Origin of the sequence: Paenibacillus sp. O199, assembly GCF_001636635.1 — a bacterium.
GTDB classification, from domain to species: domain Bacteria; phylum Bacillota; class Bacilli; order Paenibacillales; family Paenibacillaceae; genus Paenibacillus; species Paenibacillus marchantiae.
Genome location: NZ_LGRP01000004.1, coordinates 121,367 through 147,248 on the forward strand (window position 1 = coordinate 121,367; position 25,882 = coordinate 147,248).

The following is a 25,882-nucleotide window of genomic DNA, read 5'->3' on the forward strand; positions in this document are numbered from 1 at the left end:
TGTCTGTGTCGAATGTTGTTTAATATGGGATTTTCTTCTGGGGGGGGATATCTATTGGGCATGGAATGGTATGACATGATCGCACGGCGTAACGGAGGATACAAAGGCAGATCGGTATTTACCTGGGAGGGCAATTCAGCAGAAGATGTATTTGAAGCGCGCTTGATACAGTTGCTACCTCAGCATAAATCTGTGCTTGATGCAGGTAGTGGTCATGGTGAATTCACATTAAAAATGTCGGCATATACCGATCATATTACGGGTTTTGACAACTCGAAGGAGCTACTGCGTATCGCTCAGGCTGGGCTTGTGGCCGGTGACGTTGGGAATGTTGAATTTGTCTACGCTACAACCAAAACAGAGTTGCCCTTCGAAGACGAACAGTTCGACCTGATCTATGACCGCAGAGGACCTACGTCCATTATTGAACATGGGAGATTGCTGCGAAAGGGTGGCGTGATCTTTGGCATTCATACGGATGTAAGCAAGGTACAAGAAAGGCTGCATACAAATCAGTATGTAAACATTGAGATTGAGGAATTCAACGAGGCCTTAATGGTTTTCCCTGATGAAAAAGAGTTCGCTATCTTTCTTTCCGATATTCCCGGAAACCCGGATTATACACGGTCGGAGTACTATGAACAGCTTCAAGTTAAGCTGAAGGAAAATCAGATTGATGGGAGACTTGCTGTGCGTGAGCACAAATATATCTGGAAGGCCGTAAGGCGTTAAAGAAAGATTATAAAATATGAATGCCTGACTTCGTATTTCAGATCTGGAGGTTGTGTTTTGGATAGAGAAACTTTAGAACAAAATTTAGGACCAGATAATGTGAATACCAGCTTCGAGCAGATGGCTAACGGGGAACAGAAATACAAGATGGTTTCAGAAGATGGCAGTTATTATTGCAGAACGGTAGCTTCATCTCAGGGAGCATGGCAAAATAGCCATTTCCATAACCATATAACCGAGTTCTATGTTGTGCAGTCTGGTTGGATCGCTTATGCAAATTTTACGAATGATCAGACGCTTGAAATCAGAGTTATGGGCGAAGGAAATCACATCATTGTGCAACCAGGAGTACACCATAATTTATATATGTCAGCTAATAGCGTTATCCATACGATTAAATATGGTTTGAATACAGATAGTGATTGGTCTGCTTCTCCGGAACTGGACAGCGTTACACAGAAGCTAATGGAGAGTGAATTAATTCAGACTTACGCTTAACCAGCTTGGGGGTTAAAAACATGCGAAAAAGTACGATATTTTGGCTAACTGGTATTGCAATTATTATTGTAGCAGTGTTTCTTGTATATAATAATCTGGCTCCAAGCATTACAGCGCAGGATGTTAACATGAAGGGCACGATTCGGCAGACAGCTACGGATGAATACGAGGTGCAATTAACCATTACACGTACAAAAGAAGATAAGGGTCAGCACACCATATATCCCCTTGTAGCTGGCTGGGGTTCAATATCTTTTGATGACAAACAGGACAACCGATTTATTCGACCTACTTCCGTCGGCAGCACAGGTGCAATGGAAGAGATTCTTCGTCAAGTGTTACAGAGGCAGTCATCAACAGCGATTACTGAATTTGCAGGGTTCTCCATACCTGATGCGGTGGGCACGTACAAGGTGCGTTTTACTATTCATCCTTTGGGTGAGGAGGCAGAACTGATTCGGCAACCGATGATCTATTATGTTCATCAGGAAAAATTACTGGGCAAAGACCTGAGCTGGGTCTCAGGAGAGCCTCTGGAGATCATTAAGGAGTATGCAGAGTGATGCTAATCTATCAATCGAATGAGATTACGGTACGTTTACTGGATGAAAAGGATGAACAGCTCCTTGTTCAATGGTTGTCTGACCCAGTAGTACTTCAATATTACGAAGGCCGTGATCAGCCGCATGATCTGAATTTGGTCAGAGAGCACTTTTATAGACAAGAGGATACGGCACATCGTTGTATGGTTGAACACGAAGGTAAACCGATCGGCTATATCCAGTTCTATGAACTGGAGGAGGAAGAACGGAATGAGTATGGTTATGGAGATACCGATGAAATCATCTATGGAACAGATCAGTTTATTGGAGAAACTGATTACTGGAACCGCGCTATTGGCACACAACTAGTACAATCCATGATGACCTATCTGGTCAATGATAAACAAGCTCGGAAAGTGGTCATGGACCCGCAATCCTGGAACGAACGAGCCATATCCTGTTACGAGAAGTGTGGATTCAGGAAGGTCAGACTGTTACCAGAACATGAACTGCATGAAGGGCAGATGAGAGACTGCTGGCTGATGGAGTATACCCATAGGCAGTACGCGGTGCTATATAAACCATTTAACCAAGGAGGAATGATCGATGGATTTGAGATACCCGATTGGATCATTTGAACATACAGGCGAGGTTACATCAGAGCAGCGGAAGCAGTGGATTCAGGATATTGCGGAGTTGCCGGAGCGCGCCCGCGAAGCGGTCAAAGGATTGAGTGAAGACCAATTGAGATTACCCTACCGGGAAGGTGGCTGGATGCTCAAACAGGTCATACACCATATGGCAGATAGCCATATGAATAGCATGGTTCGTTTCAAGCTGGCACTGACGGAGGATAACCCCACGATAAGACCATATTACGAGGAGCGATGGGCTGAACTGAGTGATTCGCGGGAGCTGGATGTCGAGTTTTCCCTGCAAATCCTGGATGCGCTGCATCGACGTTGGGTAGCGCTACTGAACACATTAACAGATGTAGACTATGCCAAAACCTTTTATCATCCCGCTTCCAAAGAAACGACCAGACTGGACTACAATTTGGGCGTATATGCATGGCATGGCAGACACCACGTTGCCCATATTACCTCGCTTAGAAGCAGGTTGAGAATCTAGTGGTGAAATATGTGAGGTGTGATTTCGATGATAGAGAAACAGTGGCTGGATCTCAGTGAATATCATGAATTGGAACAAGAGATTCAGTATGTCATCATGGTTACTCAGTTTCAGGAGAAATACGTCATTATTCATAATCTTAAACGCAGAGGCTGGGAATTCCCAGGAGGTAATCGTGAACCCGACGAGTCAGTTCTTAGGGCTGCAGAAAGAGAACTGTACGAAGAGACGGGAGCATTGATGTTCATGCTAGAACCTTTCGGAATTTACCAAATGAATGGAACGTTTGGTATGGTTTATTATGCGAATATTACGAAATTCCGTGCTCTATCGCTGGAACCTAACTCCGAAATAGGTGCAATGAAAATGGTAGATAAACTACCAGAGGGCATGAATTTTGGTGATATGTTTTATTCTTTTTTGCATCGATGGAGGATATATTCTGCCAAAGGGACACAAGAACACTTTGTGGATCTGACTCTTTGTGAAAATAACATTTAAATATCTAATAATATTAAGGAGATTATATCGATGAATATACATATCAGACTATTAAATGAAGGCGATCCGGTCGTAATTTCGCAGGCGTTTCAGGAACAGGGTTGGGCGAAATCGGCGGAGCAGTACATTCAATATCTTGCAGAACAGCAGAATGGTGAGCGAGTGACTTTGATAGCGGAATTGGATGGAGCTTTTGCCGGTTACGTGAATGTATTGTGGAATTCGTATTACCCTTCGTTCAGGGAACAGGGTATTCCGGAAATTAATGATTTCAATGTGCTGATCAAGTATCAGCGTCAGGGAATTGGATCACGTTTGATGGACCGGGCAGAAGAAGTCATTCATGAGCGAACCGAAACTGCCGGGATTGGTGTCGGGGTGTTCTCCGATTATGGCAAAGCTCAAATTCTGTATGCCCGTCGTGGATATATACCAGATGGACAGGGCATTCACAAGCATGATCGTTATCTAAAATGGGGCGATGAAACGATCATCGACGACGATGTAGTGCTCTATTTAACGAAGAAGTTAAGCTGATCGAATCCTGAATAAAAAGGATTATAACGCTGTTGAGAGGACAGGGAATTACTTTCTTCTAAACAGCGTTTTTTTACATATAATCAGACTGTTTTCGGCTCGAATCTTACAAGAAAAATAGAGTTGGATTGGGTGAAAATGTTATAATAGAGGGTAGTTGATTTAGGGTATAAACCGTGATGAAGCGGGCAAATGGTGAGCACAGAGATCGAAACATAAGAGGGAATATGAAGGATAATTTATATGGATTTGAGGAGGAATGTGGTTATGGAGAAGACGATTAAAAATGTCCAGGATCTATATGACATGCTTGACTCAGAATTCAGATCAGCGAAGCAATTTTGGGAACCTTTTTACGAGAATCGAGACCGGCCGATTCCCTTTTTTCCAAACAAACCGGATGAAAATCTGGTAGCACAAGTGAACTCAGGAATATTACCTGGGGGCAAAGCATTGGAGCTCGGTTGTGGCCCGGGAAGAAATGCAATATATCTAACACGTCAGGGTTATAAAGTAGATGCTTATGATCTTTCAGAGACAGCCATTGCCTGGGCCAAGGAAAGAGCTGTGGAGGAACAGCTTGAAGTGAATTTTGAATGCAAATCAGCATTTGAACTCACGCCACAGGAAGAGTACGATCTGGTCTATGATTCGGGCTGTCTTCACCATCTGCTGCCACATCAGCGAATTCCCTACATACAGAAGATTCAGAACGGACTTAAACCTGGAGGGTATTTTGGAATGACCTGCTTTGCTCCAGGATTTGGCGGTCAGGGTGGACCGGAGAGCGTTATGGACGATTGGGAGGTATACCGTGAGAAGTCGATGAAAGGTGGTCTGGCTTTTACGGAAGAAAAGCTTCGCTATTTGCTGGAAGATCCTTTTGAATGCGTGGAGCTGCGACCGATGAAGGCGATGGATCAGGATGAAGATTGTTTTGGCTTGCCCATCCTATGGGTGACATTGTGGAGAAAACCAAACGTGTAGTCATAGAGGAAGGGTCATAGATTTGACGTGTTTAACCAATATTGCACAGAGCGAGAGAAAGGCGGGGAGAATATGGGACAAAGGTATTTTATCATTACAGGTACATCCAAAGGAATCGGCAAACAGCTTGCGGAATTGTTATTGGAAAAGGGAGGTCACGTCTACGGTATTGCACGCGGAACGTCTGACTTGGAGGAAGCCTACGAGCGTTACCAGCATGTTCAGTTTGATCTGGCAGATATTCATAGCATCGACGATCTTGTCTCAGGCATATTGGAACAGATTCCACCGCAAGAAGTTGAATTCATCGGGCTCATTAACAATGCAGCGATGCTGGAACCGTTGAAATCGATAGATCGGTGCAGTGCAGAGGAGATCAGTCTTAATCTGAACATCAGTTTGGCAGCGCCTATGATTCTGACTTCATCTTGTATACAACATACCAATCACCTGACCACACGCAGAAAAATAGTCAATGTATCGTCCGGGTCAGGCAGTTATCCGGCACCTTCAATGGCATCTTACTGTGCCTCCAAAGCTGGAATAAACATGTTCACCCAGTGCGTAGCGATGGAACAATCCGGGCAACCCAATCCCGTTGAAGTGATTGCATTCGATCCAGGGATGGTAGATACTGAGCTACAGGTTGTGGCAAGAGGCAAAAATGCAGAGGAATTTGCACTGTCTGAGGTATTCGGTCAGGTTTATGAAGCAGGCCAATTAAGATCGCCACAAGATGTCGCAAAGCAATTAATCGAACGGATGGAAGAAATCAGTGATCCAAGCAAGGTCCTCCATACTATGGAGGGATAATAGATTAACAGTTATAAACGTTTAGATTCATCTAAATTGGTTAGAGATTATGGATTTACTTTGCCTCGAAATTTGTATTGATCTATTAATAGCGGCAGGAGTGGAAGAGACGGAATCGATTCTGAAGAAGCGGTAGCGTTCGCCTTTGTCACTTAATTTCTACATTTAATAAATTTAATAAAGGAAATTTGGGGACAACAGCGATCGGAAGAACGATCCGTATCTGGAACGGTCCCCCGTAGATTGTCAAACAATATGCTTCGGGCAATACCCAAGAAGAACAGAAACGTGGTGAAAATATGTTTAAAATTATGCTCATTGAAGACGATGAATCGTTGTTCAGTGAAATCAAAGAACGGTTATCCCAGTGGTCGTATGACGTGTATGGCGTGCAGGATTTTGGCAAAGTGATGCAGGAATACAGTGCCATTCAGCCACAGCTGGTCATTATTGATATCCAGCTTCCTCAGTATGACGGATTTCATTGGTGTCGCATGATTCGAGCCCATTCCAATGTGCCGATTATCTTTTTGTCCTCACGTGATCATCCTACGGATATGGTCATGTCGATGCATCTGGGCGCAGATGATTTTATCCAGAAGCCCTTCCATTTCGATGTGCTGATTGCCAAGATCCAGGCGATCCTGCGTAGGGTATATAACTACAATACAGAGCGGATTGAGCTGCGCACATGGCGTGGGGCTACCATTGAATATGTGAAAAATACACTTACCTATAACAATGAATCTGTCCTTTTGACCAAAAATGAAATGTTCATTCTCAAAGTGCTAGTGGAGCACAAAAATCAGATTGTGACCCGGGAAGACCTGATTCGCAGTCTGTGGGATCATGAACATTTTGTGAGTGACAACACACTCACGGTCAACGTGAATCGCCTTCGCAAGAAGTTGGAGCCGCTAAATCTGGATGGCTATATCGAAACGAAAGTTGGTCAGGGCTACATGGCAACAGAAGAGGCGGAAACATGATTCGCAAATACATACGGGAAAAGCTAAGCTGGTTAGTGTTGCTTATAAGCATGCAGCTCATCTTTTTATTTGTAGCCTATATCGACACATCCATTCCATTCCGATCCGTATCATATATCGTCGTGCTGAATGTGGTGGTATGCATCGTTTTTATCTGGGCGAGATATCCAAGGGAGACTCGTTTCTACAAAAGATTAACTGCCTGGGATCATACCTATGATCCAGGGGATTTGGATATCGCTGAAAGTCCTTATGAACGGATTGTGCACGATGCCGTGACTTCCCAGACCGAACGTTATCGGAAGGAGTCCTCATCTCATTTTATTTTGCTGGAGCAAGAAAAGGATGAGATACTGTCCTGGATTCATGAGGTGAAGACGCCCTTAACCGCGCTGCAATTAATGATTGAGCGAATGCATGATGACAAGCTGCAGGGTCAGATGACGTATGAATGGCTGCGAATTCACCAACTGCTCGATCAGCAGCTTCACCAGAAGCGTATTCCATTTATGCATAATGATTTGTTTGTGGAAGAGACAGAGCTTGAACCGATTTTGAACGGCGAGATTAGAGCTTTGAAGTCGTGGTGTATATCCAAACGGATTGGCTTCGACGTGTCATTAGATGTGACAAAGGTGCTGACAGACAGCAAATGGTTAGGTTTTATCATACGGCAGCTGCTTAGTAATGCCGTGAAATACAGCCATTCCTCTGACATTGTCATTGAAAGCAAGGAACAGGATGGGCACATCATATTGACCATTCAGGATTATGGAAGAGGGATCGAAGCGCAGGATTTACCACGTATCTTTGATAAAGGCTTCACTTCAACTCAGGGTAGACTGGAAGGAACGGCAACGGGAATGGGCTTGTATTTGACCCGACAGGTGGCACAAGCACTTCGTATAGACGTTAAGGTACAGTCTGCTCCCGGAGAGGGCACTAGCGTCAAGCTAACCTTCCCGCGAAAAAATGACATGATCCACCTTGCAGGCGTGTGACAACATTGTCACATGCTTTTTGGTTTTGTTCGGTGAATCGCACGATTAATTGGAGCATCCCGCCTATGATAAAGATATACCAAAGAGGAGTGAGTGGGATATGTGGATACTGGAAGCCAAAAAAATTCATAAAGTCTATGGCAACAAATTAAATAAACAGGAAGTCCTCAAGGGGATTGATCTCGGGGTAAGTAAAGGCGAATTTGTTGGGATTATGGGGCCCTCAGGTTCGGGGAAAACGACGCTGTTGAATGTTCTTTCTTCGATCGATCGGGTAAGTCAGGGCACGATTGACATTGAGGGTAAGGAGTTCACCGGCATGAAGGAAAAACAGCTGGCTGAATTCCGCAAACACCATCTCGGCTTTATTTTTCAGGATTATAATCTGCTGGATACCCTCACCGTGAAGGAAAATGTATTGCTGCCGCTCTCGATTACGAGTATTCCGAAGCAGGAGGCACACCTGAAGTTCGAACAAATCGCTCGTGAACTGGGCATATACGAATTGAAAGACAAATATCCGTCCGAAATTTCGGGTGGACAAAAGCAGCGGACGTCGGCTGCTCGTGCGTTTGTGCATGATCCGAGCATTATTTTCGCTGACGAGCCGACAGGTGCACTCGATTCCAAATCGGCTTCGGACCTGCTTGGCAAAATGGGTGATATGAACAGGAAACATCAGGCTACGATTATTATGGTTACACATGATCCGTTTGCCGCAAGTTATTGCAGCAGGGTGATTTTCATTCGGGACGGTCAGATCTACACTCAATTAAATAAAGGAGACGAGTCCCGGCAATCCTTCTTCAACGATATTATCAAAACTCAGGGCGTATTGGGTGGTGTGCAGCCATGAGTCTGAACTACATCATTTTTCGCAATCTGAGGAAAAACCTGAAAAATTATTATCTTTACGTCTTCGCCCTGATCTTTAGTGTGGCGCTGTATTTTTCCTTTGTGACATTGCAGTATGATCCCTCCATGAATGAGGTTGCTGAATCAACGAAAGGGGCTGCCGCGATAGGGGCCTCGTCCGTGTTACTGATTGTCATTGTGGGCATTTTTCTGCTCTATGCCAATACAATCTTTATCAAGCGACGCAGTAAGGAGATCGGTTTGTTTCAGCTAATCGGACTGACGAAAGGGAGAATATTTGGCATCTTGAGTGCGGAAAATTGTATTCTCTACTTTGGTTCTATGGTAATCGGTATTCTAATCGGGTTTCTGGGTTCCAAGCTGATATTAATGATTTTGTTCAAAATTATTGGCGTTGATGCGATAACAAAACTATACTTCTCACCGATGGCGCTGTTGCAAACGCTGATTGTCTTTGCGGTCATGTACTTGCTCATCATGCTGATGAATTACCTGTTTATCCGAGCACAGAGCATCCTATCGCTCTTCCGAGTATCTTCTACAACGGAGCAGCAGGTACAGAAGTTATCTGTGGGGCAGATTCTGATGGGTATCTTGGGTATTGCTCTCATCGTGTTCGGTTACATCCTGTCTGCACGGCTGTTCAGCGTCGAGAAATTGGATATGCAGCAGTTAATGTACACCATGATTTTGATTTTGTTCTCGGTTATTCTGGGGACATATCTGTTCTATAAAGGTTCCGTCAGTTTTCTCTTTAATCTGATTCGCAAAAGTAAAAAAGGCTATCTCTCCATTAATGAGGTATTGTCGTTATCCTCCATCATGTTTCGCATGAGGTCGAATGCCTTGCTGCTGACCATTATTACTACCGTATCGGCACTCGCCATAGGTTTGTTGTCGCTCAGTTACATTTCCTATTATTCGGCAGAGGCACAAGCTAAGGAAAGCCTACCGGAAGATTTTTCATTTGCTCAGGCTGAGGTAAAGGATCGTTTTGTAGCTGAGCTGGATAACAAACAAATTCCGTATGAAGAAAAGCACAGACAACCTTTGTATATTGAAATTGATGCAACCAAGGTGATGAATGACTCCCTGTCGGAAGATCGATTGTTCAGCAGTGTGTTAAGTGACAGCATGGTGGATAACATCGACCTGAAACCAGGCGAAGTTATTTTCATGGGATATGGCAATGTGATTCAGCAATTCTTTTCTATTAAGGATGAAGGTCCCGTTGTTCTGCACGGATTGAAAAATACGATTGACCAGCAATTGATTGGAACCGTCAAACAGGGCGTGCTTCCCGTATACTATAACCAAGGCACGCCCGTGACGGTTGTGGATGAATCGGTTTATGCAGAGCTTGCGCAGGATCTTGATCCAAAACTTCAAAAAGGGGAAGCGACCGATTATTACGGTGTGCAAATTACAGATTCGAGGCAAGAAGAGAATGCATATGCTATTTTTGCAGATCTGCAATTGAAGGCCCCAAGCTTCTCCCAGATCGAGTTCAGAAATAATCAACGTACCAGTATGGGCCTGATTATGTTCATTGTTGGTTTCCTGGGACTCACCTTCTTGATTACATCCGGGTGTATCCTCTATTTCAAACAAATGAATGAGAGCGAAGAAGAGAAATCAAACTATACGATTCTGCGCAAACTCGGGTTTACGCAAAGCAATCTGTTACGCGGAATTCAGTTCAAGCAGTTGTTTAATTTCGGCATTCCCCTTGTTGTGGGACTGAGCCATAGTTATTTTGCCGTGAAATCAGGCTGGTTTTTCTTCGGTACAGAACTTGCCACACCGACTGTAATCGTCATGATAGTGTATACGTTGTTGTATTCCATCTTCGGCCTGTTGTCCATATGGTATTACAAACGAGTGATTAAGGAATCATTGTAGACCAGAGGATGAGGAACAGAGGAATACATTAAAAAATTCAGAAGAAGGGCAACTGTATGATATACAGTCTGCCCTTTCTTTTTTTGTGAAAAAAAGGAGGATGGCGCAAGGGTGGAGAAATCACAACATATTGGAGTGAAGTAGAGGGAGGTTTTCCATGAACCTGGCTAACAAGATTACCCTGGCAAGAATGACATTGATTCCTTTATTTATGTTGTGCTTCATCCCGTTGCCATCATGGATACTGGAGTCGAGTGAACTTATTCGTTTTTTGGATCAGCATGGTCTGGTGATTGGCGTTATTATTTTTGCACTGGCTGCGGGTACGGATAAGCTGGATGGGTATGTGGCCCGAAAATATAATCAGATCACCAATCTGGGGAAATTGCTTGATCCACTGGCAGACAAACTCTTGATTTCGGTTGCACTGATTATGATGGTTCAGGAGAATCTGATCGGTTCATGGATTGCTGGCGGCAGGAGTTACGCTGTTCTCAGGATTGAACTATATCTTAGTAAATTATAGACTACTGAAATAAAGAACCCCTGCGAAACCTAACGGAAAGAAGGAAATAATCTCATGTTATCGATTCATAAGGCGGATTACCAACATAAATCAACTTTGCGTAATCTGATGGAGTTGTACAAATACGATTTTAGTGAGTATGACCCGGAAGATGTTAACGAAAACGGGTTATATGAATATGTGTACCTGGACCATTATTGGACAGAAGCGGGCAGATATCCTTTTTTGTTTCGGGTAGAAGGACAATTGGCGGGATTCGCACTGATTCGTGAAATCGAGAGTGAACAGGGAACGAGTATATACGCTATGGCAGAGTTTTTTGTAATGAAAAAATACAGAAAGCTGGGAATGGATGCGCAAGCGGCCATCCATGTGTTCAACCTTTTCCCTGGGACATGGAAAGTAGCGGAGATGGAGACGAATGAGCCTGCTCAGATTTTCTGGCGTAAGGTCATCGCACGCTATACCGATAATAAATACCAAGAGGTTAGAGAGCCTGACTGGGAAGGTCCTATTCAGATGTTTACCACGAAGTAATGACGAGAAGGAGGAGAAGAGGATGTCCCAAATAAACATCAATCCAAGTACTTCAGAGGATTCAGAGTATGTTCGCCAGCAACTTATCGCATTTAATGCTGCGCATGTGAGCGAGGAATTAAGGCATCGTTACGAAGAACTGAATTTCAATATCAAAAATGAGACCGGCGAGATAGTTGCAGGTGTGCTTAGTACACTTTGCTGGAACTGGCTGGAAGTTGATATTCTTTGGGTGGATTCTGAACAACGGCATCGGGGATATGGTTCTCAGTTGTTGCTTGAAGTTGAGCGAATTGCGCGAGAGAAATCCTGTGACTTCATCCAATTGAACACATTCTCATATCAAGCACCGGAATTTTACAAGAAGCATAGCTACCAATTGATCACAACGATCGAGAATGCACCGACCGGACACAGTCATTATTATTTTAAGAAGGACCTAACGTAAGACAGCGTATGTGAAATAGGGCAAAATCAGGAGGGTTATTATGGTTACCATTAAAGCAATCGAACTTGAGGATTTACCGGCGCTAAGCCAATTATACAACGAATTGATGGGTACACCGACTAATGAACAACAGATGCAGAAGATGTTTCATTATATCCAGCAAAATGGGCACTACCATGTACTCGGTGCATTTTACGACGGCGAACTGGCCGGATCGGTTATGGGTATTGAATGTATGGATCTGGCGGGTCAGTGCAATCCCTTCATGGTTGTGGAGAATGTGATTGTATCCGATCGGGTACGCAGACAGGGAATTGGTCAGAAGCTTATGCTTCAGATTGAGCACATTGCGAGAGATCTTGGATGTGAATACATGATTCTGGTGTCTGGCGATCAGCGCAAAGAGGCTCATATTTTCTATGAAAAGCTGGGCTTTAAAGATGAGAAAGTTCAGGGTTACCGGAAGCATTTTAATTAATCAATATATCACGGAAAATGTCTAATAGGTAGAAGGACTACTTAAGGAGCAGGGCGAATAAGGCATAGTCTCGAAATAAATGAACTGATATGAGGGAGGCACTCTCGTGTTCAAAAAATGGGCTAATGTCTTGATGATTCTGAGTTTGGTATTCGCTGTATGTTCCCCAACATCCTATGCCGCTGCCAAGACGGTTAAAGTGACCGTGACGCTTGTCAGTGCAGAACTGGTGGAGAACAATTCCGTTGGTAATGAATGGGCCATAGGGGCAAGTGTGAACGGCAAGAGCCTGGAGGAGGGTTCGTCGGTCACGTTGAATCTGAAACCTACAGATACGCTGAAATTACAAGCGAATGCCGAAGAGCAGGACAAAATCCCTGATCTAGGGAGCAAAAGTATGAGCGTTAAGGTTTCCTCCATTACCAAATCAATCAACAAGACTCTATCGGTTGTCGTGACGGAGAACAGGGGCCGTTATTCGGGTAACACAGCGACGTGGGAGTTCAAGTTTAAGATCAATAAGAAATAAAATTGGGACTGATCATGTAAAAGAGAGCCTAGCTCTCTTTTTTTACTTTATACGGATATCTTTGAGCTGAAGGAATGTATAGTTTCGGGAAGGGTCCCTCTTTGGTAAAATAAAGAAAGTTGTGGGCAGGGACGTATATATTTCAATGTACATATTTAATTGTAAGTTTTAATGAAGACAAAAGGAGGTTAACCAGATCGTGCGTATCGTAGATAACATTAAAGTCTGGGGGGAGCCGCTGGAGAATGCGGTAAGTCAGGCGGTGACTTGCTCGCAGTATGGAGATGTACTGGGCGTGGCTCTAATGGCAGACCATCACAAAGGATATTCACAGCCCATCGGGGGCGTAGTTGCCTACCGGAACATGATCAGTCCGTCAGGGGTTGGATATGATATTGCCTGCGGTAACAAGGCAGTGCGCACCAACCTGATGTGGGATGATATACGGGATCAGATTGCTTTGATTATGGATGATATTAATGCGACCATATCCTTCGGTGTAGGACGCAACAATCCCAACCCTGTGGAGCATGAGCTGTTCGACGATGCCAGCTGGAAGCTGTTTGATTCCATTGAGCCTGGACTACAACACAAGTTGAAGACACTCGCGCGCAACCAGCTCGGGACAGTGGGCAGTGGTAATCATTTTGTTGATATTTTTGTGGAAGAGGCGACGGGTAAAGTATGGATTGCAAACCATTTTGGCAGTCGTGGCTTTGGGCATAAGGTCGCCAGTGGTTTTCTGAATCTGGCTGCCGGACGTGCGTTTAGTGGCAAAGCGCCGGGAGAATCGATGGACCAACCACCAACACTGTTTGACCTCAAGAGTGAAATGGGTGATATGTATTGGGACGGGATGACATTGGCCGGCCGGTATGCATACGTAGGGCGTGATTATGTGATTGAACAAGTTCTCGGCATTCTCGGGGCGAGTGCAGAGTATTCGGTTCATAACCATCATAACTTTGCCTGGAAAGAACAGCATATGGGCGAAGACGTGGTGGTGGTCCGTAAAGGAGCAACGCCGCTGGCACCGGGCCAGCTCGGTTTTGTGGGCGGAAGCATGGGAGATATCTCGGTGATTGTGGAAGGAATCCACAGCGAAGAGAATACCGAGTCTTTCCGCAGCACCGTGCATGGTGCAGGGCGCACTATGAGCCGAACCCAGGCGGCTGGCAAAATGAATTATAAGCTGCGTACACGCATGGGTGGGGAGATCAGCGAGGAACAGATGCAAGCGGCGATTCGTGCCTATGGTGTGGAGCTTCGGGGTGCAGGAACGGATGAAAGTCCATTTGTGTACAAGAAGCTGCAGGACGTGCTGAATGCGCATGCGCATACCTTGAAAATCAACCATATCCTGCGTCCCGTAGGTGTCGCGATGGCCGGGGGCAATGAATTCGACCCGTATAAGGACTAGTTAGATATGTTCAACTCAACATTTACACAACAACGGAGAGGACAGAAATAACCTGAAGAAGCGAAGTGTTCGCCTTTATCCCCGGATTTTTCCCTTTGGAGAAGGGAATCAACAAAATCTGGGGATAACAGCGATCGGAAGGTTGTTCTGTCATCGGAGTGCCAGTGTAAATATTTATTAGTTGAACTTATATAGAAAGAAGAAGGTGAACCTCATGAGAAATTGTGCGATATACAGCTCGCAGTTTGACCTAGATCAGTTGTTCGAAATAATTCAATCCATATACCCTCAGGATACAATTGAGCGTAAGGAAGACAAAACCCATATTCAAGTTACACGTAAGAAGTTATTTAGTAAGAAGACAAAGGGCTTCAATATCATGACGAGCCAGACCCACCCTGAAGAATTTACTGCAATGATTCAGGGGATGCTGGGATTTCTAAGTCAGATTGAGGGAAAGAATGCTGCGCTGCAGGAAAAGGTACTTATTAAATGCTCTACACTGAATATGGTTGTTGGGATCGAGACAGAAGAAGACATTTCCGAAGAATTCTTTAATGAATTATTGCATCTGGCCGATGCCCTGGATGCAGTCATCTTCTGGGGAGGTGGCTCCTTGCTGAATGCGCAAGGTCAGCTGCTGTTGGATGTCAACGGAGAATCCGAAGTAGAGGATTACAAAGTGACAGCGCACACCAGTTTTCTGGATGATGCCAGACCCCCATCGGAATCTGCAATGCAGCGTAAAGAGCGCTCCGAGCAGCTTCTAACGGAGCAAGGAATCCCATTCAATGTTCATTTACCTGCAAGAGCGGAGGATGAGCATACAACGATCCGCAGTGTAGAACAAGTCGCAGATCGCGCGGTAGCCCTCTGTATTGCAGCTCTCAAGGGTGAATGCCTGGGGGCGGGGGAGAGCGCAGAAGATACAGCAGCGCTGGTCCAGGAAGTGATCGACAAGTATGATGCAGCTTCATTCTTTTCACCTGTGGAGAGAAGATTTGTGGAGCAGCATGGGGCAGAGCATCAGGAGGTTATCTCCTTTTCATGGGGATATGAGGCTTATCATGTGATGTTATGGGCGCTTGGCTACGTCAAGGAACTTGGAGCTCCGGTAAATCTTTGTAACGTAGGACAAGATGTAGGGTATTTGCAGCAATGTGACGATGTTGAAGCCTTTGTAGCCGGGGCACAGCTTCGCTCCAAAAGCGAGATTTTGGATGCAGCGGATCTAATCTACCGGTACAACTGGGTGTGTGTAGACAGTCGTGTGAAGGAGCAAACACCTCCCGGGGGTCTGAATGGCGGAGTGGCCTACGAACGTCACCGTGCGCTCAATTGGCTGATCTGTTATCTGGATCAAGATTGGGATGATGTCCGGACAGATACGTAGAATGGACTTTTAACATCAACTATTTTTTATTTGACATTCAAATTCAAATACCCCCAAGCCAGCCGAACACTGGATATGGGGGTGTTTTGGTGTCTATGGTTACCTTACCGTTTTATCCGCTATGTCTTCCGTACTGTTCCCGAATCATCACATCAGCAAGAATCAGCTTTTTCTCCACACTGCTCTCCGGGTTTACAATTCGCCATAACATCTGGTCAACCGCACGCGCACCAAGCAATTCCTTGTTCACATTAACTGTGGCGAGTACAGGGATATTATCATACACATTATCGAAACCGGTGACTACGCACTGGTCGGGTACACTAATCCCAATACTCTCCAGAGCCTCGATGGTGTATAGCGCATAGAAGTCATTGGCACAGACAAAAACCTCAGGCAAATTCCCCTCATGAATGACCGAAGTGAACGTCTTGCGAAAATCATCCACATCCGGGCTGCTTAGTTCGGGGATCTGATTCATTTCCAATCCATGACCCATTAATACCGAAGTATAGGCGACCCATCGTTCATAGAAGCTGTGCGCATCACTGGTATTTCCAACAAACTGAAACCGTTTGAATCCCTTGCGCAGCAAATAGAGCATAATGTCACGCATGGAAGCAAAGTTGTCTGTGAAAATACTGTCACTGTGAAAGACGGGGTCTAGATGATCCACCATGACAACAGGAATGCCCAGACGCTTAATTTCAAGCAGAATGGGTGTGGAGATAGAACCAACCGTAATAATGCCACGAATGGCATCCGGATTCAGCAACGTGAACAGTTGATCCGCAGAAGGCTCTGTCAGAGTAAGAATATTGATGCCTTTCTGGTTCAGTCTAGAGGATATCCCGTTAAAGACAGGCCCCCAGTATACGGATTCCTGATTCTGATAACGAACATTGGGAAACAAAATCAAAATGGTGCCACTCCACCGCGTGTTTTGCGGGTCCTGAAGTTCATTGCTGCTATACATATCACCAGACAACATGCTGTTATCTTTGAAATATCCAAGTTTGCCAGCGGCCTTAAGAATAACGTCCCGTGTCTGCTCACTAACACCTGATTTTCCGGACAGTGCTCGTGAGACCGCAAATTTCGACAGACCTGTAAAATGTGCAATTTCCTGAATTGTTACCTTCGTCTTCATCATACCATCCTTACACTCGTAGTTCTGCCGTATTCCTTACATTGTGCAATAAAGCTGTTTCTAGTATATCATGATGTATTTCTCTTAATCTAATAACGGCTGTAGAAGTGAAAATGTTAGTGTTCCATACATGTACCGACGAAAATAGACCTTGGCGAATGGACGTGTTGCAGGAGAAAAAGGCGAATTTTGAATGGGTTATTATCTTTTTGTTATTTTATAAAATAACAAAATAATCAAAAATGATTTTCGTTTTGGATATGGAAGTACTCAGAATGGTATTCGGATAATACGCTATATCATAAGGTATTAAAGCGATATAACAGCATTTTATCAGAATAATTAGAAAATGTTAACAATAAAAATGTTGACGCTTACATTATGCTATGTTAAATTTTGTTTGTCAAAACCAAACGATAAAATAACAAATGGTGGTGGTCGTCGAATTTCATTAGGGTAAATGAAAAAGTCAGGGAGTTATGCCGGACCATGATTTGTATACACATTCGGGGAGGTTGTTAAAATCGTGACTAGAAAATGGAACGTTTTGCCGCTCATGTTATTGGTCGTAATGCTTTTTGTATCCGCTTGCAGTGGTGGGGGGACGGCTCAGCCGGCTGATGATGCACCAGCGAATTCGGGCAATAGCACTGGAACCGTCGAGACAGACAAAGAAGGCGGAACAGAAGAAGTGGCCGTAGATGTACCTGATTTGGGTGGACGTGTCATCAAGGTTGCGGCCTGGTGGGATCTAAAGCCAGCGGGGGAGACCGCATCGGATAAGGCTAGACTGGATAAAATCGCTGAAGTCGAGAAGAAATACAACGTGAAAATTGAGTTTGTAAACGTGCCATTCGAAGAATACATGAACAAATTTACCACGACAGCGCTGGCTGGCGAACCGTTCGCAGACATCGTTCAGATGGAGTACAAATCCGCATTACCCGCCATCCTCAAAGGGCAACTGCTTCCGATCTCCGAATTCACCACAGCTGAGAATAACATCAACCAAGAGGCAAACCTGATCACGAAATTCCCTGCCATCGCAGGCAACTACTACGCATTTGAATCTCCAACCAGCATCGGTCTGGGACTTCACTATAACCGTGACTTATTCAAGAAGTTGTCGCTGCCTGATCCTCAGGAGCTATACAACAAAGGCGAATGGAATTGGGATAAATTCATGGAACTGGCAAAACAGGCGACCAAAGATACGGATAACGACGGAAAAATTGACGTATACGGGTTCTCTGGCTGGGCCATCGACGTACTTCGTCACTTTACTGCAGCCAATGGCGGCACGATCGTAGACGACGAACATTCAAAAGAAGGATTATCCGATCCGAAAACGATTGAAGCTGCCGAATTCGTCAAACGCCTGTATAACGTCGAGAATGTTGTGAAAGTCAAAACAGGCGACAAAACGAACTGGGAGGAAAGCAACACATTCAAGGATGGAGATGTGGCTTTGTTCACTGCTGCGGAATGGCAGTTGGGCGATATCACCTTTGCTGCTGGAGTCGTACCAATTCCGAACGGTCCTCAGGGCAACAAGGATGTAACATACGCCAACAACGCTGCCTCAGCAAAATTCATTCCCAAAGGTGTGGAAGATCCTAAAATGGTATACCAAATCTATGAAGAAACCTTCGACATTCCGCAGATTGAAGAGTACCCAGGTCAGGATTACCTGGAAAGCCGTTATACCGACGAGAAGGACATCGCCATGATTCGCGAGCATATCGCGGGAACGGGCCGCATCCTGCTGGATGACGCTTACGCGGGTTATCCAATCGGTGACTATGTAAACGACATTATCAAAAACAATGCTTCCGTTACAGCAACAGCCGAGAAGTATAAAGCGCAGGCACAAGCGGCAGTTGATAAACTTGGCAAACAGTAATACCAGCATGATTCAGACAGGGGTACCTCGTGTCCGGGCTCACGCACGGGTACCTCTTTTCCTGTATTACCAATTAGGCATTGCTGGCATCAGCCTTGATGAGGAGGGCTCGTAGGATGGCTGGAATTCTACAACGAAAGAAATGGATCCTGCCCATAGTCATTGCAGCAGCGGCAGCCTGCGTCATACTTTTGCTTACTTCCGGTGCAGGTGTAAAGAGTGCAGTTGTGCCTTCTGGCAGTTTGCCTGCCATTGAGGTGGATGCCATCTTGCAGCAGACGAGGCAGAAGAACGGATATGAACAATATTTGTCCCAGGCAGGTGAGGCCTCAAGACCGAATGTGGATATGACCATCGAAGCAGGAGACTACATACGGGCAGAGGGTGAAGAGGTACGCAAGCTGAATGATTATGAGGGCAAGCCAGGTGTATCGCTGCATACTGGGGAGACAGGCGAGATCGACTGGGTAGTTGAAGTACCGGAAACCGGGCTGTACAACCTCTCTGCTGTCTATTTTCCCGTAGAAGGAAAGAGTTCGGCCATTGAGCGTGCATTGTACATTGATGGTGAACTTCCGTTTGCGGAAGCCGCCTATTTGCAGTTTGACCGGGTATGGGGCAATGAGAAACAGGCTGTTGAACAGGATAATCAGGGCAATGATCTTCGCCCAAAACAAGTGGAGAAGCCCCGCTGGATGGAGGAAACATTTCAGGATTCGGACGGGTATGAACAGGCTCCATTCAAATTCTATCTGGAAAAGGGAAGGCACACGTTAACGCTAAAATCCTCTCGCGAACCCATAGTAATTCGATCCATACGGCTATTCAACGAGAAGCCAGCCGTTGCTTATGCGGAAACCGCGGGGGCCAAGCAGATGGATTCTTCCGGTCAGCCTAAGGATGTGCTCATCCGAATTGAAGGGGAAGCGGCTGTTGCCAAATCTTCTCCTACGTTATATCCAACCAGTGAAAGATCAAGTTCAGCCGTATCTCCGTACAGCGCTTCCCAGGTGCGTATTAATACGATTGGTGGCTTTAACTGGCGTCTGCCAGGACAGTGGATCGAATGGGAAGTGGACGTGCCGGAGAGTGGACTTTATCATATCGGTTTTACCGCTCAGCAAAATTTTGTCAAAGGCATCTATTCCACACGCAAGCTGACCATCGATGGCGAGATTCCATTTGCGGAGATGACAAAGGCGCCATTCCGTTACCAAAGCGACTATCGCATTGATGTGCTGGGCGGTGAGGAAGCTTACAAGTTCCAGTTGGATAAAGGCAAACATGTCATTCGGCTGGAGAACAGCCTGGGCGACTTCGCACCACTTATTCGCAATGTGGAGGACAGCCTGTACAACCTGAACTCCATGTACCGGAGAATTCTAATGATTACAGGCACCAAGCCGGATGAATTCCGGGATTATCGGGTGGAGAAGCAGATTCCGAATCTGCTGGAGGTGTTCAGCGGAGAAAGCAAACGTCTGAAGGAAGTGGCAGGGCAACTTCGTCTTCTGTCAGGCCAGTCCAGCGATCAGGAAGCGTTGATCAAAACGATGGCCCAACAGCTGGATGAGATGATCGATAAGCCGGATACCATTCCAAGAAGACTTGCCGCTTACAAAACGAACACAGGCGGACTGGGGACATGGGTGCAGCAGGCTCGCGAGCAACCGCTTGAGATTGATGCTCTCTATGTAGCTTCATTAGACAGCAGCATTCCCGGAACGGGTACGGGTCCACTGGCGAAGCTTGGTCATGAAGCGAAGACATTCTATCACTCGTTCTTCATTGATTATAACCAGATCGGGAATGTAGCCACATCAGAGGATCAGCGCACGGTGACGGTCTGGATCGGCAGTGGCCGTGATCAGGCGAACACGATGAAAGCGATGATTGATGAGACATTCACACCGGAGAGCGGCATCAACGTCAATTTGAAGCTGGTCAACATGGGTACGCTGTTGCCAGCCACCTTGTCGGGTGAAGGACCTGATGTAGCGATGCAGATCGGCAATGATCTGCCGGTGAACTTTGCGATGCGGAACTCGGCGGTGGATCTTACCCAGTTCAGTGACTATACCACGGTAGAACAGGAGTTTAGAAACAGTGCCATCGTACCGTACGCCTACGATTCAGGCGTTTACGCTTTGCCGGAGACACAGACCTTTAATATGTTGTTTTACCGAAAAGATGTGCTTGCAGAGCTGGGGCTTGAAGTTCCTCAAACGTGGGATGATGTCGAGAGCCTGCTGGCGATTCTGAGTAAAAATCATATGGAATTTGGCATGCCGGTGGTGGCCCAAGCCAACATTCAGGGGGTCAATATCCCGCCTAACTCGCAGTATGCCACAATGCTGCTGCAGAACGGAGGCTCCTTCTATCGGAATGACGGCAAGGAATCGGATCTGGACTCGCGCATCGGTATTGAGACCTTTAAGAAGTGGACAGAGTTTTATACCGATTACAAGCTGGAGCGGGAGTATGACTTTGCCAACCGTTTCCGGACCGGACAGATGCCGATTGGTCTGACGGATTACACGATGTATAACCAGTTGTCTGTATTTGCACCGGAGATCCGTGGATTATGGGGATTTGTTCCTGTTCCGGGGACGGTGCAGCCGGATGGAACATTGAATCGGGACGTTCCGGGTGGCGGCAGCGCGGTCATGATGCTGGAAAGCGCCAAGGACCAAGAGGCCGCGTGGGAGTTCATGAAATGGTGGACCAGTACACCGGTTCAGGCTGAGTTTGGCCGCGAGATGGAAGGGCTGATGGGTGCGGCTGCGCGTTATCCGACAGCCAACATCAAGGCACTCGATTCACTTCCATGGCCTGCTGAGGATTATGCGAATCTGAAAGCACAATTCGAGACGGTGAAGGGCATTCCCGAGGTGCCTGGCGGTTATTTTACCGGACGCCATCTGTTCAATGCATTTTACAAGACGGTTGTTGGCCAAGTGGAAGCCAGAGAATCCATCATGGATTACACCCAGTATATTCAGGACGAGATTCGAGTCAAGCGTAATGAATTTGGTCTTCCGTAAGTAGAGGGAGGGTTAACAGTGTCACAAATATCACTCCGAGACGGACAAAACAGTCCTCCTGAGAAAACACCAGGCATGGGCATGAAATCATGGTGGTCCTGGAAGCTCAAGGAAATGAAGGCCAGCAAACATTCCTATGTACTGCTAGCTCCTTATATGATCCTATTCATCATGTTCACTGTGATTCCGGTGGTCATCTCCATCATACTCAGCTTCACTTATTTCAACATGTTGGAGTTTCCGCGTTTTATTGGCTGGCAGAACTATACCCGGCTGTTTCTGGAGGATGACGTATTTCTGATTGCTATCAAAAATACGTTGCTGTTTGCCATTATTACCGGACCCATCAGCTATATTGCCTGTTTCGTATTTGCGTGGATCATTAATGAATTAACACCCAAATGGAGAGCGTTCATGACGCTGATTTTCTATGCGCCATCCATATCGGGGAACGTCTATTTTATCTGGCTGATGATTTTCTCGGGGGATCGCTACGGTATAGCCAATGGACTGCTGATCAAATGGGGATTTCTGCTGGAGCCAATCCAGTGGATGAAAACGGAAGCCTACATTATGCCAATCCTCATTCTGGTGCAATTGTGGCTCAGTCTTGGCACAGGCTTTCTGGCGTTTATCGCCGGTTTGCAGACCGTAGACCGGACATTATATGAAGCTGGCGCGGTAGATGGGATCAAAAATCGCTGGCAGGAACTCTGGTATATTACCCTGCCTTCGATGCGCCCGCAATTGATGTTCGGTGCGGTCATTCAACTTACGACCTCATTCGCGGTGGCGGATGTGTCCATTGCGCTGGCGGGGTTCCCAAGTGTGAACTATGCGGCGGAGACGGTGGTGACCCATTTGATCGACTTTGGTACAACACGGTTTGAGATGGGATACGCCTCGGCGATTGCAACCGTGCTGTTCATGATTATGGTGGGCACCAACCTGCTGGTACAGAAACTGCTTCGAAGGGTGGGAGAATAGCTATGGCTGCAATTGCGACAGGCAAAAAGCGGGTCAACCGCTCTTTATCAGGAAGCATCTCCCTGTTTGCCCTTCTGCTCGTATTTGGTGCTTTCATGGTGCTGCCGCTAATCTATGCGATTAATAATGCGTTCAAACCGCTGGATGAGATTTTTACTTTTCCACCCACACTATTTGTCAAAAATCCAACGTTCAGCAATTTTACGGATCTGCTGAATCTGCTGAGTGACTCGTGGGTTCCGTTCTCACGATATATATTCAACACGGTATTTATTACGGGCATTGGCATCGTGGGCCATGTACTGCTCGCTTCGGCAGCGGCGTACCCACTCGCCAAGCACAAATTTCCGGGCAAAGTGTTCATGTTCCAGGTTGTTGTGCTTTCCCTGATGTTCACACCTGCCGTGACGGCCATTCCCAACTATATGATCATGTCATGGCTGGGTTGGATTGATACGTATTGGGCCGTCATTATTCCGGCATTTTCCTATTCATTAGGTCTGTATCTGATGAAGCAGTTCATGGAGCAGATCCCGGATGCGTTGCTGGAAGCAGCCAAAATTGACGGTGCCAGTGAATACCGGATTTTCTGGTCCATTGTCATGCCCAATGTAAAGCCAGCTTGGCTCACCTTGATCATTCTGCTGTTCCAGATGCTGTGGGGCAGTGATGGCAATGGATACATCTACAGTGAACAGCTCAAGACCTTGCACTATGCGGCGGGTCAGATCATTCAGGGCGGGATATCCCGGGCCGGGGCAGGTGCTGCGGTAGCACTTATTTTGATGAGTGTGCCCATTACGCTGTTCATTTTCTCGCAGAGCCGCATCATTGAGACGATGGCGAGTTCGGGCATGAAGGAATAAGGGGGAACGATATGGCACGCACAGTGAAAAGATGGCTTGTTCTCCTGGCGGCAGTATCGCTGCTGCTGGTGAATGCCGTGCCTGCGGCGGCCTCCCCGGCGCCGTATGAGAGTTATAACTACAACTACTGGAAAGAGGCCGTTCCTTCACCGGATGCCTATCTGCCCAAGCAAACCATCTCGGGCAGCGACCTGGGCATTGGCGAATTCAAAGACCCCGGTGATGTAAACGTTTCTCCCTCCGGGCAGATTTATATTTTGGACAGTGGCAACAGCCGAATTGTTGTCCTGGACGCGGATTATAAGCTGCTGCGGGTGATCGAAGGATTTATGATGGACGGCAGCAAGGAGAGTTTTAATACGCCAGGTGGATTATTCGTGGATGAAGAGGATCGAGTATACATCGCTGATACGGGGAACAGCCGTGTAGTTGTCCTGGATGCGGAAGGTCAGCTGGTCCATACGATTACGAAGCCGGAGTCCGATATCCTCGCGACCAATTTTCAGTTCCAACCGCTGAAATTGACTGTGGACCGGGTAGGCCGCGTGTATGTGGTGGCTCAGGGTGTTTACGAAGGAATTATGCAGTTTGACGAGCGCGGCCAGTTCATTGGATACGTTGGTACGAACAAGGTGGAACGCGACTACGGCGAATACATTTGGCGGATGCTCTCAACCAAAGCCCAGCGGGCGCAGATGGTTTTGTTTGTACCGACCGAGTTTTCCAATGTCGATATCGACTCCAAAGGGTTCGTATATGCGACCAATATCGACCCGGGTTCCAGCGAACCGATTAAACGTCTCAATCCATCCGGCGAGGATGTGCTGAAGAGATTTGGTTATTTTGAAGTCAAAGGAGATATCAGATTCCGCAATAACCCGGGTCCGTCCAAACTGATTGATGTGAAGGTACTGGGCAACGGTATGTACAGTGTGCTGGATGCGACGCAGAACCGGGTGTTTACTTACGATGATGAAGGTCATCTGCTCTACGTATATGGAGGCAAAGGAAATCAGGTGGGAACGCTCAAAACACCAGTCGCCATGGAACAATCCGGGGATCATCAATTGGTACTGGATCGGGGGAAAAGCAATCTGGTTATCTATGAGCCAACACGGTTTGGAGCCAGCGTGAATGAGGCGGTTGCCCTTCATTATCAGGGTGAGGATACGGAGGCTGTTCATATTTGGAAAGAAGTGCTGAAGTTGAACGCCAACTATGATATCGCCTATATCGGTATCGGAAAATCCTTGCTGATGGAGAAGAAAAACGAGGAAGCTCTGGGTTATTTCGAACTGGGTATGGATCGCAAAAGTTATTCTGTCGCGTTCAAAAGATATCGGCGAGAGATGATGAAGGAACATTTCGGCACCTTTCTGACGCTTGCCATCGCACTGATTTTCATTCTGATCCTGGTCCGAGTGGCGGTTAAATGGAGACGGAGGAGGCAGATTGACCGTGAAGCAGGATTACATTAAGTTTCCGCTGCATCTCATTTTTCACCCCATTGATGCATTCTGGGATATCAAGTCGGATCAGCGGGGCAGGTTGACCGTTGCTTTTGGAGCACTGGCGCTTACCATTATCATGATGATTTTGCAAAAACAATACGCGGGGTTTCTTGTGAATTACATCGATCCTCGCACAATCAACAGCATAGGGGAGATCGCAACGGTTGCAGTACCGTTCTTTCTTTGGTGCATAGCCAACTGGGCGGTAACCACCCTAATGGAAGGTGAAGGAAAGTTCAGGGAGATTTTTCTGGCAACAGGATACTCGCTTATTCCGATTATTTTGATCTATGTCCCGATGATTATCATTAGCCGGTTTATGGTACAGGAAGAGACGGATTTTTATTATTTATTTAATAGCATCGCGTTCTTCTGGTTCGTGCTGCTGCTCTTCATTGGCACGATGACGGTACACCAGTACACCGTGATCAAAACGATCCTGACGATGCTGCTGACGTTAATTGTCATGGGCATAATCGTGTTCCTCGGAGCATTGGTGTTCAGCATGTTGCAGCAGTTATATGAATTCGGTTACAACATCTACCGCGAGTTGATTTTTCGGACCTAAAGGAGGCGGCATC

General features: G+C 46.2%; 27 protein-coding genes. 26 read left to right on the forward strand and 1 reads right to left on the reverse strand.

Going from position 1 to position 25,882, the window contains the following annotated elements; translation table 11 throughout:
- Positions 1-60: 60 nt before the first annotated feature.
- The 20 genes from A6049_RS07860 to A6049_RS07955 all read left to right on the forward strand — a co-directional run bounded on the left by A6049_RS07860 (position 61) and on the right by A6049_RS07955 (position 15,840).
- The gene (locus A6049_RS07860) at positions 61-732 is read left to right on the forward strand and encodes a class I SAM-dependent methyltransferase (protein ID WP_240321354.1); all 672 of its coding nucleotides are present in this window, start codon (positions 61-63) and stop codon (positions 730-732) included.
- A 57-nt stretch (positions 733-789) separates the two neighbouring features.
- A complete protein-coding gene (locus A6049_RS07865; RefSeq protein ID WP_063564124.1) occupies positions 790-1,230 on the forward strand; it encodes a cupin domain-containing protein in 441 nt (146 codons plus the stop codon).
- Between the two features lie 20 nt (positions 1,231-1,250).
- Positions 1,251-1,793: a hypothetical protein gene (locus A6049_RS07870; RefSeq protein WP_063564125.1), complete on the forward strand. Its 543-nt coding sequence runs from the start codon at positions 1,251-1,253 to the stop codon at positions 1,791-1,793.
- Positions 1,793-2,410, forward strand: coding sequence for a GNAT family N-acetyltransferase (locus A6049_RS07875; RefSeq protein WP_095206012.1), 618 nt, complete (start codon positions 1,793-1,795; stop codon positions 2,408-2,410). The genes A6049_RS07870 and A6049_RS07875 overlap by 1 nt, the downstream gene beginning before the upstream one ends.
- On the forward strand, positions 2,379-2,903 hold the full coding sequence (locus A6049_RS07880; protein WP_063564126.1) for a YfiT family bacillithiol transferase: 525 nt from the start codon (positions 2,379-2,381) through the stop codon (positions 2,901-2,903). The genes A6049_RS07875 and A6049_RS07880 overlap by 32 nt, the downstream gene beginning before the upstream one ends.
- A 27-nt stretch (positions 2,904-2,930) precedes the next feature.
- A complete protein-coding gene (locus A6049_RS07885; protein WP_063564127.1) occupies positions 2,931-3,404 on the forward strand; it encodes an NUDIX domain-containing protein in 474 nt (157 codons plus the stop codon).
- A gap of 30 nt (positions 3,405-3,434) precedes the next feature.
- Complete coding sequence (locus tag A6049_RS07890) at positions 3,435-3,941, forward strand: GNAT family N-acetyltransferase (protein ID WP_063564128.1); 507 nt, start codon at positions 3,435-3,437, stop codon at positions 3,939-3,941.
- A 267-nt stretch (positions 3,942-4,208) separates the two neighbouring features.
- Positions 4,209-4,928 carry a class I SAM-dependent methyltransferase gene (locus A6049_RS07895; RefSeq protein ID WP_063564129.1) on the forward strand — a complete coding sequence of 240 codons (720 nt, stop codon included), beginning with the start codon at positions 4,209-4,211 and terminating at the stop codon, positions 4,926-4,928.
- A gap of 72 nt (positions 4,929-5,000) precedes the next feature.
- Positions 5,001-5,741 (forward strand): SDR family NAD(P)-dependent oxidoreductase, encoded by a 741-nt coding sequence (locus A6049_RS07900; RefSeq protein ID WP_063564130.1) that lies wholly within the window; start codon positions 5,001-5,003, stop codon positions 5,739-5,741.
- Between the two features lie 299 nt (positions 5,742-6,040).
- Positions 6,041-6,730: a response regulator transcription factor gene (locus tag A6049_RS07905; protein WP_063564131.1), complete on the forward strand. Its 690-nt coding sequence runs from the start codon at positions 6,041-6,043 to the stop codon at positions 6,728-6,730.
- Complete coding sequence (locus A6049_RS07910) at positions 6,727-7,731, forward strand: sensor histidine kinase (RefSeq protein ID WP_063564132.1); 1,005 nt, start codon at positions 6,727-6,729, stop codon at positions 7,729-7,731. Before A6049_RS07905 ends, A6049_RS07910 begins: the two co-directional genes overlap by 4 nt.
- A 100-nt stretch (positions 7,732-7,831) precedes the next feature.
- Positions 7,832-8,587 carry an ABC transporter ATP-binding protein gene (locus tag A6049_RS07915; RefSeq protein WP_063564133.1) on the forward strand — a complete coding sequence of 252 codons (756 nt, stop codon included), beginning with the start codon at positions 7,832-7,834 and terminating at the stop codon, positions 8,585-8,587.
- Positions 8,584-10,509, forward strand: coding sequence for an FtsX-like permease family protein (locus A6049_RS07920; protein ID WP_063564134.1), 1,926 nt, complete (start codon positions 8,584-8,586; stop codon positions 10,507-10,509). The genes A6049_RS07915 and A6049_RS07920 overlap by 4 nt, the downstream gene beginning before the upstream one ends.
- Before the next feature lie 157 nt (positions 10,510-10,666).
- Positions 10,667-11,035, forward strand: coding sequence for a CDP-alcohol phosphatidyltransferase family protein (locus tag A6049_RS07925; RefSeq protein ID WP_063564135.1), 369 nt, complete (start codon positions 10,667-10,669; stop codon positions 11,033-11,035).
- Between the two features lie 54 nt (positions 11,036-11,089).
- Positions 11,090-11,572 carry a GNAT family N-acetyltransferase gene (locus A6049_RS07930; RefSeq protein ID WP_063564136.1) on the forward strand — a complete coding sequence of 161 codons (483 nt, stop codon included), beginning with the start codon at positions 11,090-11,092 and terminating at the stop codon, positions 11,570-11,572.
- A 22-nt stretch (positions 11,573-11,594) separates the two neighbouring features.
- On the forward strand, positions 11,595-12,020 hold the full coding sequence (locus tag A6049_RS07935; protein ID WP_063564137.1) for a GNAT family N-acetyltransferase: 426 nt from the start codon (positions 11,595-11,597) through the stop codon (positions 12,018-12,020).
- Between the two features lie 40 nt (positions 12,021-12,060).
- Entirely contained in the window at positions 12,061-12,498 is a 438-nt protein-coding gene (locus tag A6049_RS07940; protein WP_063564138.1) for a GNAT family N-acetyltransferase, read from the forward strand.
- A 106-nt stretch (positions 12,499-12,604) separates the two neighbouring features.
- Positions 12,605-13,027 (forward strand): hypothetical protein, encoded by a 423-nt coding sequence (locus tag A6049_RS07945; RefSeq protein WP_063564139.1) that lies wholly within the window; start codon positions 12,605-12,607, stop codon positions 13,025-13,027.
- 199 nt (positions 13,028-13,226) lie between these two features.
- The gene (locus tag A6049_RS07950) at positions 13,227-14,447 is read left to right on the forward strand and encodes an RtcB family protein (RefSeq protein WP_481852411.1); all 1,221 of its coding nucleotides are present in this window, start codon (positions 13,227-13,229) and stop codon (positions 14,445-14,447) included.
- A 214-nt stretch (positions 14,448-14,661) separates the two neighbouring features.
- The gene (locus A6049_RS07955) at positions 14,662-15,840 is read left to right on the forward strand and encodes a DUF4272 domain-containing protein (RefSeq protein WP_063564141.1); all 1,179 of its coding nucleotides are present in this window, start codon (positions 14,662-14,664) and stop codon (positions 15,838-15,840) included.
- Between the two features lie 112 nt (positions 15,841-15,952).
- On the opposite strand, the gene A6049_RS07960 is transcribed toward A6049_RS07955, so the two are convergent.
- Complete coding sequence (locus A6049_RS07960; protein ID WP_231952619.1) at positions 15,953-16,993, reverse strand: LacI family DNA-binding transcriptional regulator; 1,041 nt, start codon at positions 16,991-16,993, stop codon at positions 15,953-15,955.
- 523 nt (positions 16,994-17,516) lie between these two features.
- Here A6049_RS07960 and A6049_RS07965 point away from each other — a divergent pair.
- The 6 genes from A6049_RS07965 to A6049_RS07990 all read left to right on the forward strand — a co-directional run bounded on the left by A6049_RS07965 (position 17,517) and on the right by A6049_RS07990 (position 25,869).
- On the forward strand, positions 17,517-18,893 hold the full coding sequence (locus A6049_RS07965) for an ABC transporter substrate-binding protein (RefSeq protein ID WP_240321348.1): 1,377 nt from the start codon (positions 17,517-17,519) through the stop codon (positions 18,891-18,893).
- Between the two features lie 116 nt (positions 18,894-19,009).
- A complete protein-coding gene (locus A6049_RS07970) occupies positions 19,010-21,937 on the forward strand; it encodes an extracellular solute-binding protein (RefSeq protein WP_063564143.1) in 2,928 nt (975 codons plus the stop codon).
- Between the two features lie 75 nt (positions 21,938-22,012).
- The gene (locus A6049_RS07975; protein WP_063564322.1) at positions 22,013-22,924 is read left to right on the forward strand and encodes a carbohydrate ABC transporter permease; all 912 of its coding nucleotides are present in this window, start codon (positions 22,013-22,015) and stop codon (positions 22,922-22,924) included.
- Between the two features lie 2 nt (positions 22,925-22,926).
- The gene (locus A6049_RS07980) at positions 22,927-23,790 is read left to right on the forward strand and encodes a carbohydrate ABC transporter permease (RefSeq protein WP_063564144.1); all 864 of its coding nucleotides are present in this window, start codon (positions 22,927-22,929) and stop codon (positions 23,788-23,790) included.
- 11 nt (positions 23,791-23,801) lie between these two features.
- Positions 23,802-25,268 (forward strand): NHL repeat-containing protein, encoded by a 1,467-nt coding sequence (locus A6049_RS07985; protein WP_063564145.1) that lies wholly within the window; start codon positions 23,802-23,804, stop codon positions 25,266-25,268.
- Positions 25,249-25,869 (forward strand): Yip1 family protein, encoded by a 621-nt coding sequence (locus A6049_RS07990; RefSeq protein ID WP_063564146.1) that lies wholly within the window; start codon positions 25,249-25,251, stop codon positions 25,867-25,869. The genes A6049_RS07985 and A6049_RS07990 overlap by 20 nt, the downstream gene beginning before the upstream one ends.
- Positions 25,870-25,882 lie beyond the last annotated feature (13 nt).

Excerpts from the sequence above, each read along its gene's own strand:
- A6049_RS07920 (WP_063564134.1), top strand. The coding sequence starts at position 8,584 with ATGAGTCTGAACTACATCATTTTTCGCAATCTGAGGAAAAACCTGAAA.
- A6049_RS07880 (WP_063564126.1), top strand. The coding sequence starts at position 2,379 with ATGGATTTGAGATACCCGATTGGATCATTTGAACATACAGGCGAGGTT.
- A6049_RS07980 (WP_063564144.1), top strand. The coding sequence starts at position 22,927 with ATGGCTGCAATTGCGACAGGCAAAAAGCGGGTCAACCGCTCTTTATCA.
- A6049_RS07885 (WP_063564127.1), top strand. The coding sequence starts at position 2,931 with ATGATAGAGAAACAGTGGCTGGATCTCAGTGAATATCATGAATTGGAA.
- A6049_RS07915 (WP_063564133.1), top strand. The coding sequence starts at position 7,832 with ATGTGGATACTGGAAGCCAAAAAAATTCATAAAGTCTATGGCAACAAA.
- A6049_RS07955 (WP_063564141.1), top strand. The coding sequence starts at position 14,662 with ATGAGAAATTGTGCGATATACAGCTCGCAGTTTGACCTAGATCAGTTG.
- A6049_RS07900 (WP_063564130.1), top strand. The coding sequence starts at position 5,001 with ATGGGACAAAGGTATTTTATCATTACAGGTACATCCAAAGGAATCGGC.
- A6049_RS07895 (WP_063564129.1), top strand. The coding sequence starts at position 4,209 with ATGGAGAAGACGATTAAAAATGTCCAGGATCTATATGACATGCTTGAC.
- A6049_RS07930 (WP_063564136.1), top strand. The coding sequence starts at position 11,090 with ATGTTATCGATTCATAAGGCGGATTACCAACATAAATCAACTTTGCGT.
- A6049_RS07940 (WP_063564138.1), top strand. The coding sequence starts at position 12,061 with ATGGTTACCATTAAAGCAATCGAACTTGAGGATTTACCGGCGCTAAGC.
- A6049_RS07860 (WP_240321354.1), top strand. The coding sequence starts at position 61 with ATGGAATGGTATGACATGATCGCACGGCGTAACGGAGGATACAAAGGC.
- A6049_RS07975 (WP_063564322.1), top strand. The coding sequence starts at position 22,013 with ATGGGCATGAAATCATGGTGGTCCTGGAAGCTCAAGGAAATGAAGGCC.
- A6049_RS07985 (WP_063564145.1), top strand. The coding sequence starts at position 23,802 with ATGGCACGCACAGTGAAAAGATGGCTTGTTCTCCTGGCGGCAGTATCG.
- A6049_RS07970 (WP_063564143.1), top strand. The coding sequence starts at position 19,010 with ATGGCTGGAATTCTACAACGAAAGAAATGGATCCTGCCCATAGTCATT.
- A6049_RS07890 (WP_063564128.1), top strand. The coding sequence starts at position 3,435 with ATGAATATACATATCAGACTATTAAATGAAGGCGATCCGGTCGTAATT.
- A6049_RS07960 (WP_231952619.1), bottom strand. The coding sequence starts at position 16,993 with ATGATGAAGACGAAGGTAACAATTCAGGAAATTGCACATTTTACAGGT.
- A6049_RS07875 (WP_095206012.1), top strand. The coding sequence starts at position 1,793 with ATGCTAATCTATCAATCGAATGAGATTACGGTACGTTTACTGGATGAA.
- A6049_RS07870 (WP_063564125.1), top strand. The coding sequence starts at position 1,251 with ATGCGAAAAAGTACGATATTTTGGCTAACTGGTATTGCAATTATTATT.
- A6049_RS07910 (WP_063564132.1), top strand. The coding sequence starts at position 6,727 with ATGATTCGCAAATACATACGGGAAAAGCTAAGCTGGTTAGTGTTGCTT.
- A6049_RS07905 (WP_063564131.1), top strand. The coding sequence starts at position 6,041 with ATGTTTAAAATTATGCTCATTGAAGACGATGAATCGTTGTTCAGTGAA.
- A6049_RS07935 (WP_063564137.1), top strand. The coding sequence starts at position 11,595 with ATGTCCCAAATAAACATCAATCCAAGTACTTCAGAGGATTCAGAGTAT.
- A6049_RS07925 (WP_063564135.1), top strand. The coding sequence starts at position 10,667 with ATGAACCTGGCTAACAAGATTACCCTGGCAAGAATGACATTGATTCCT.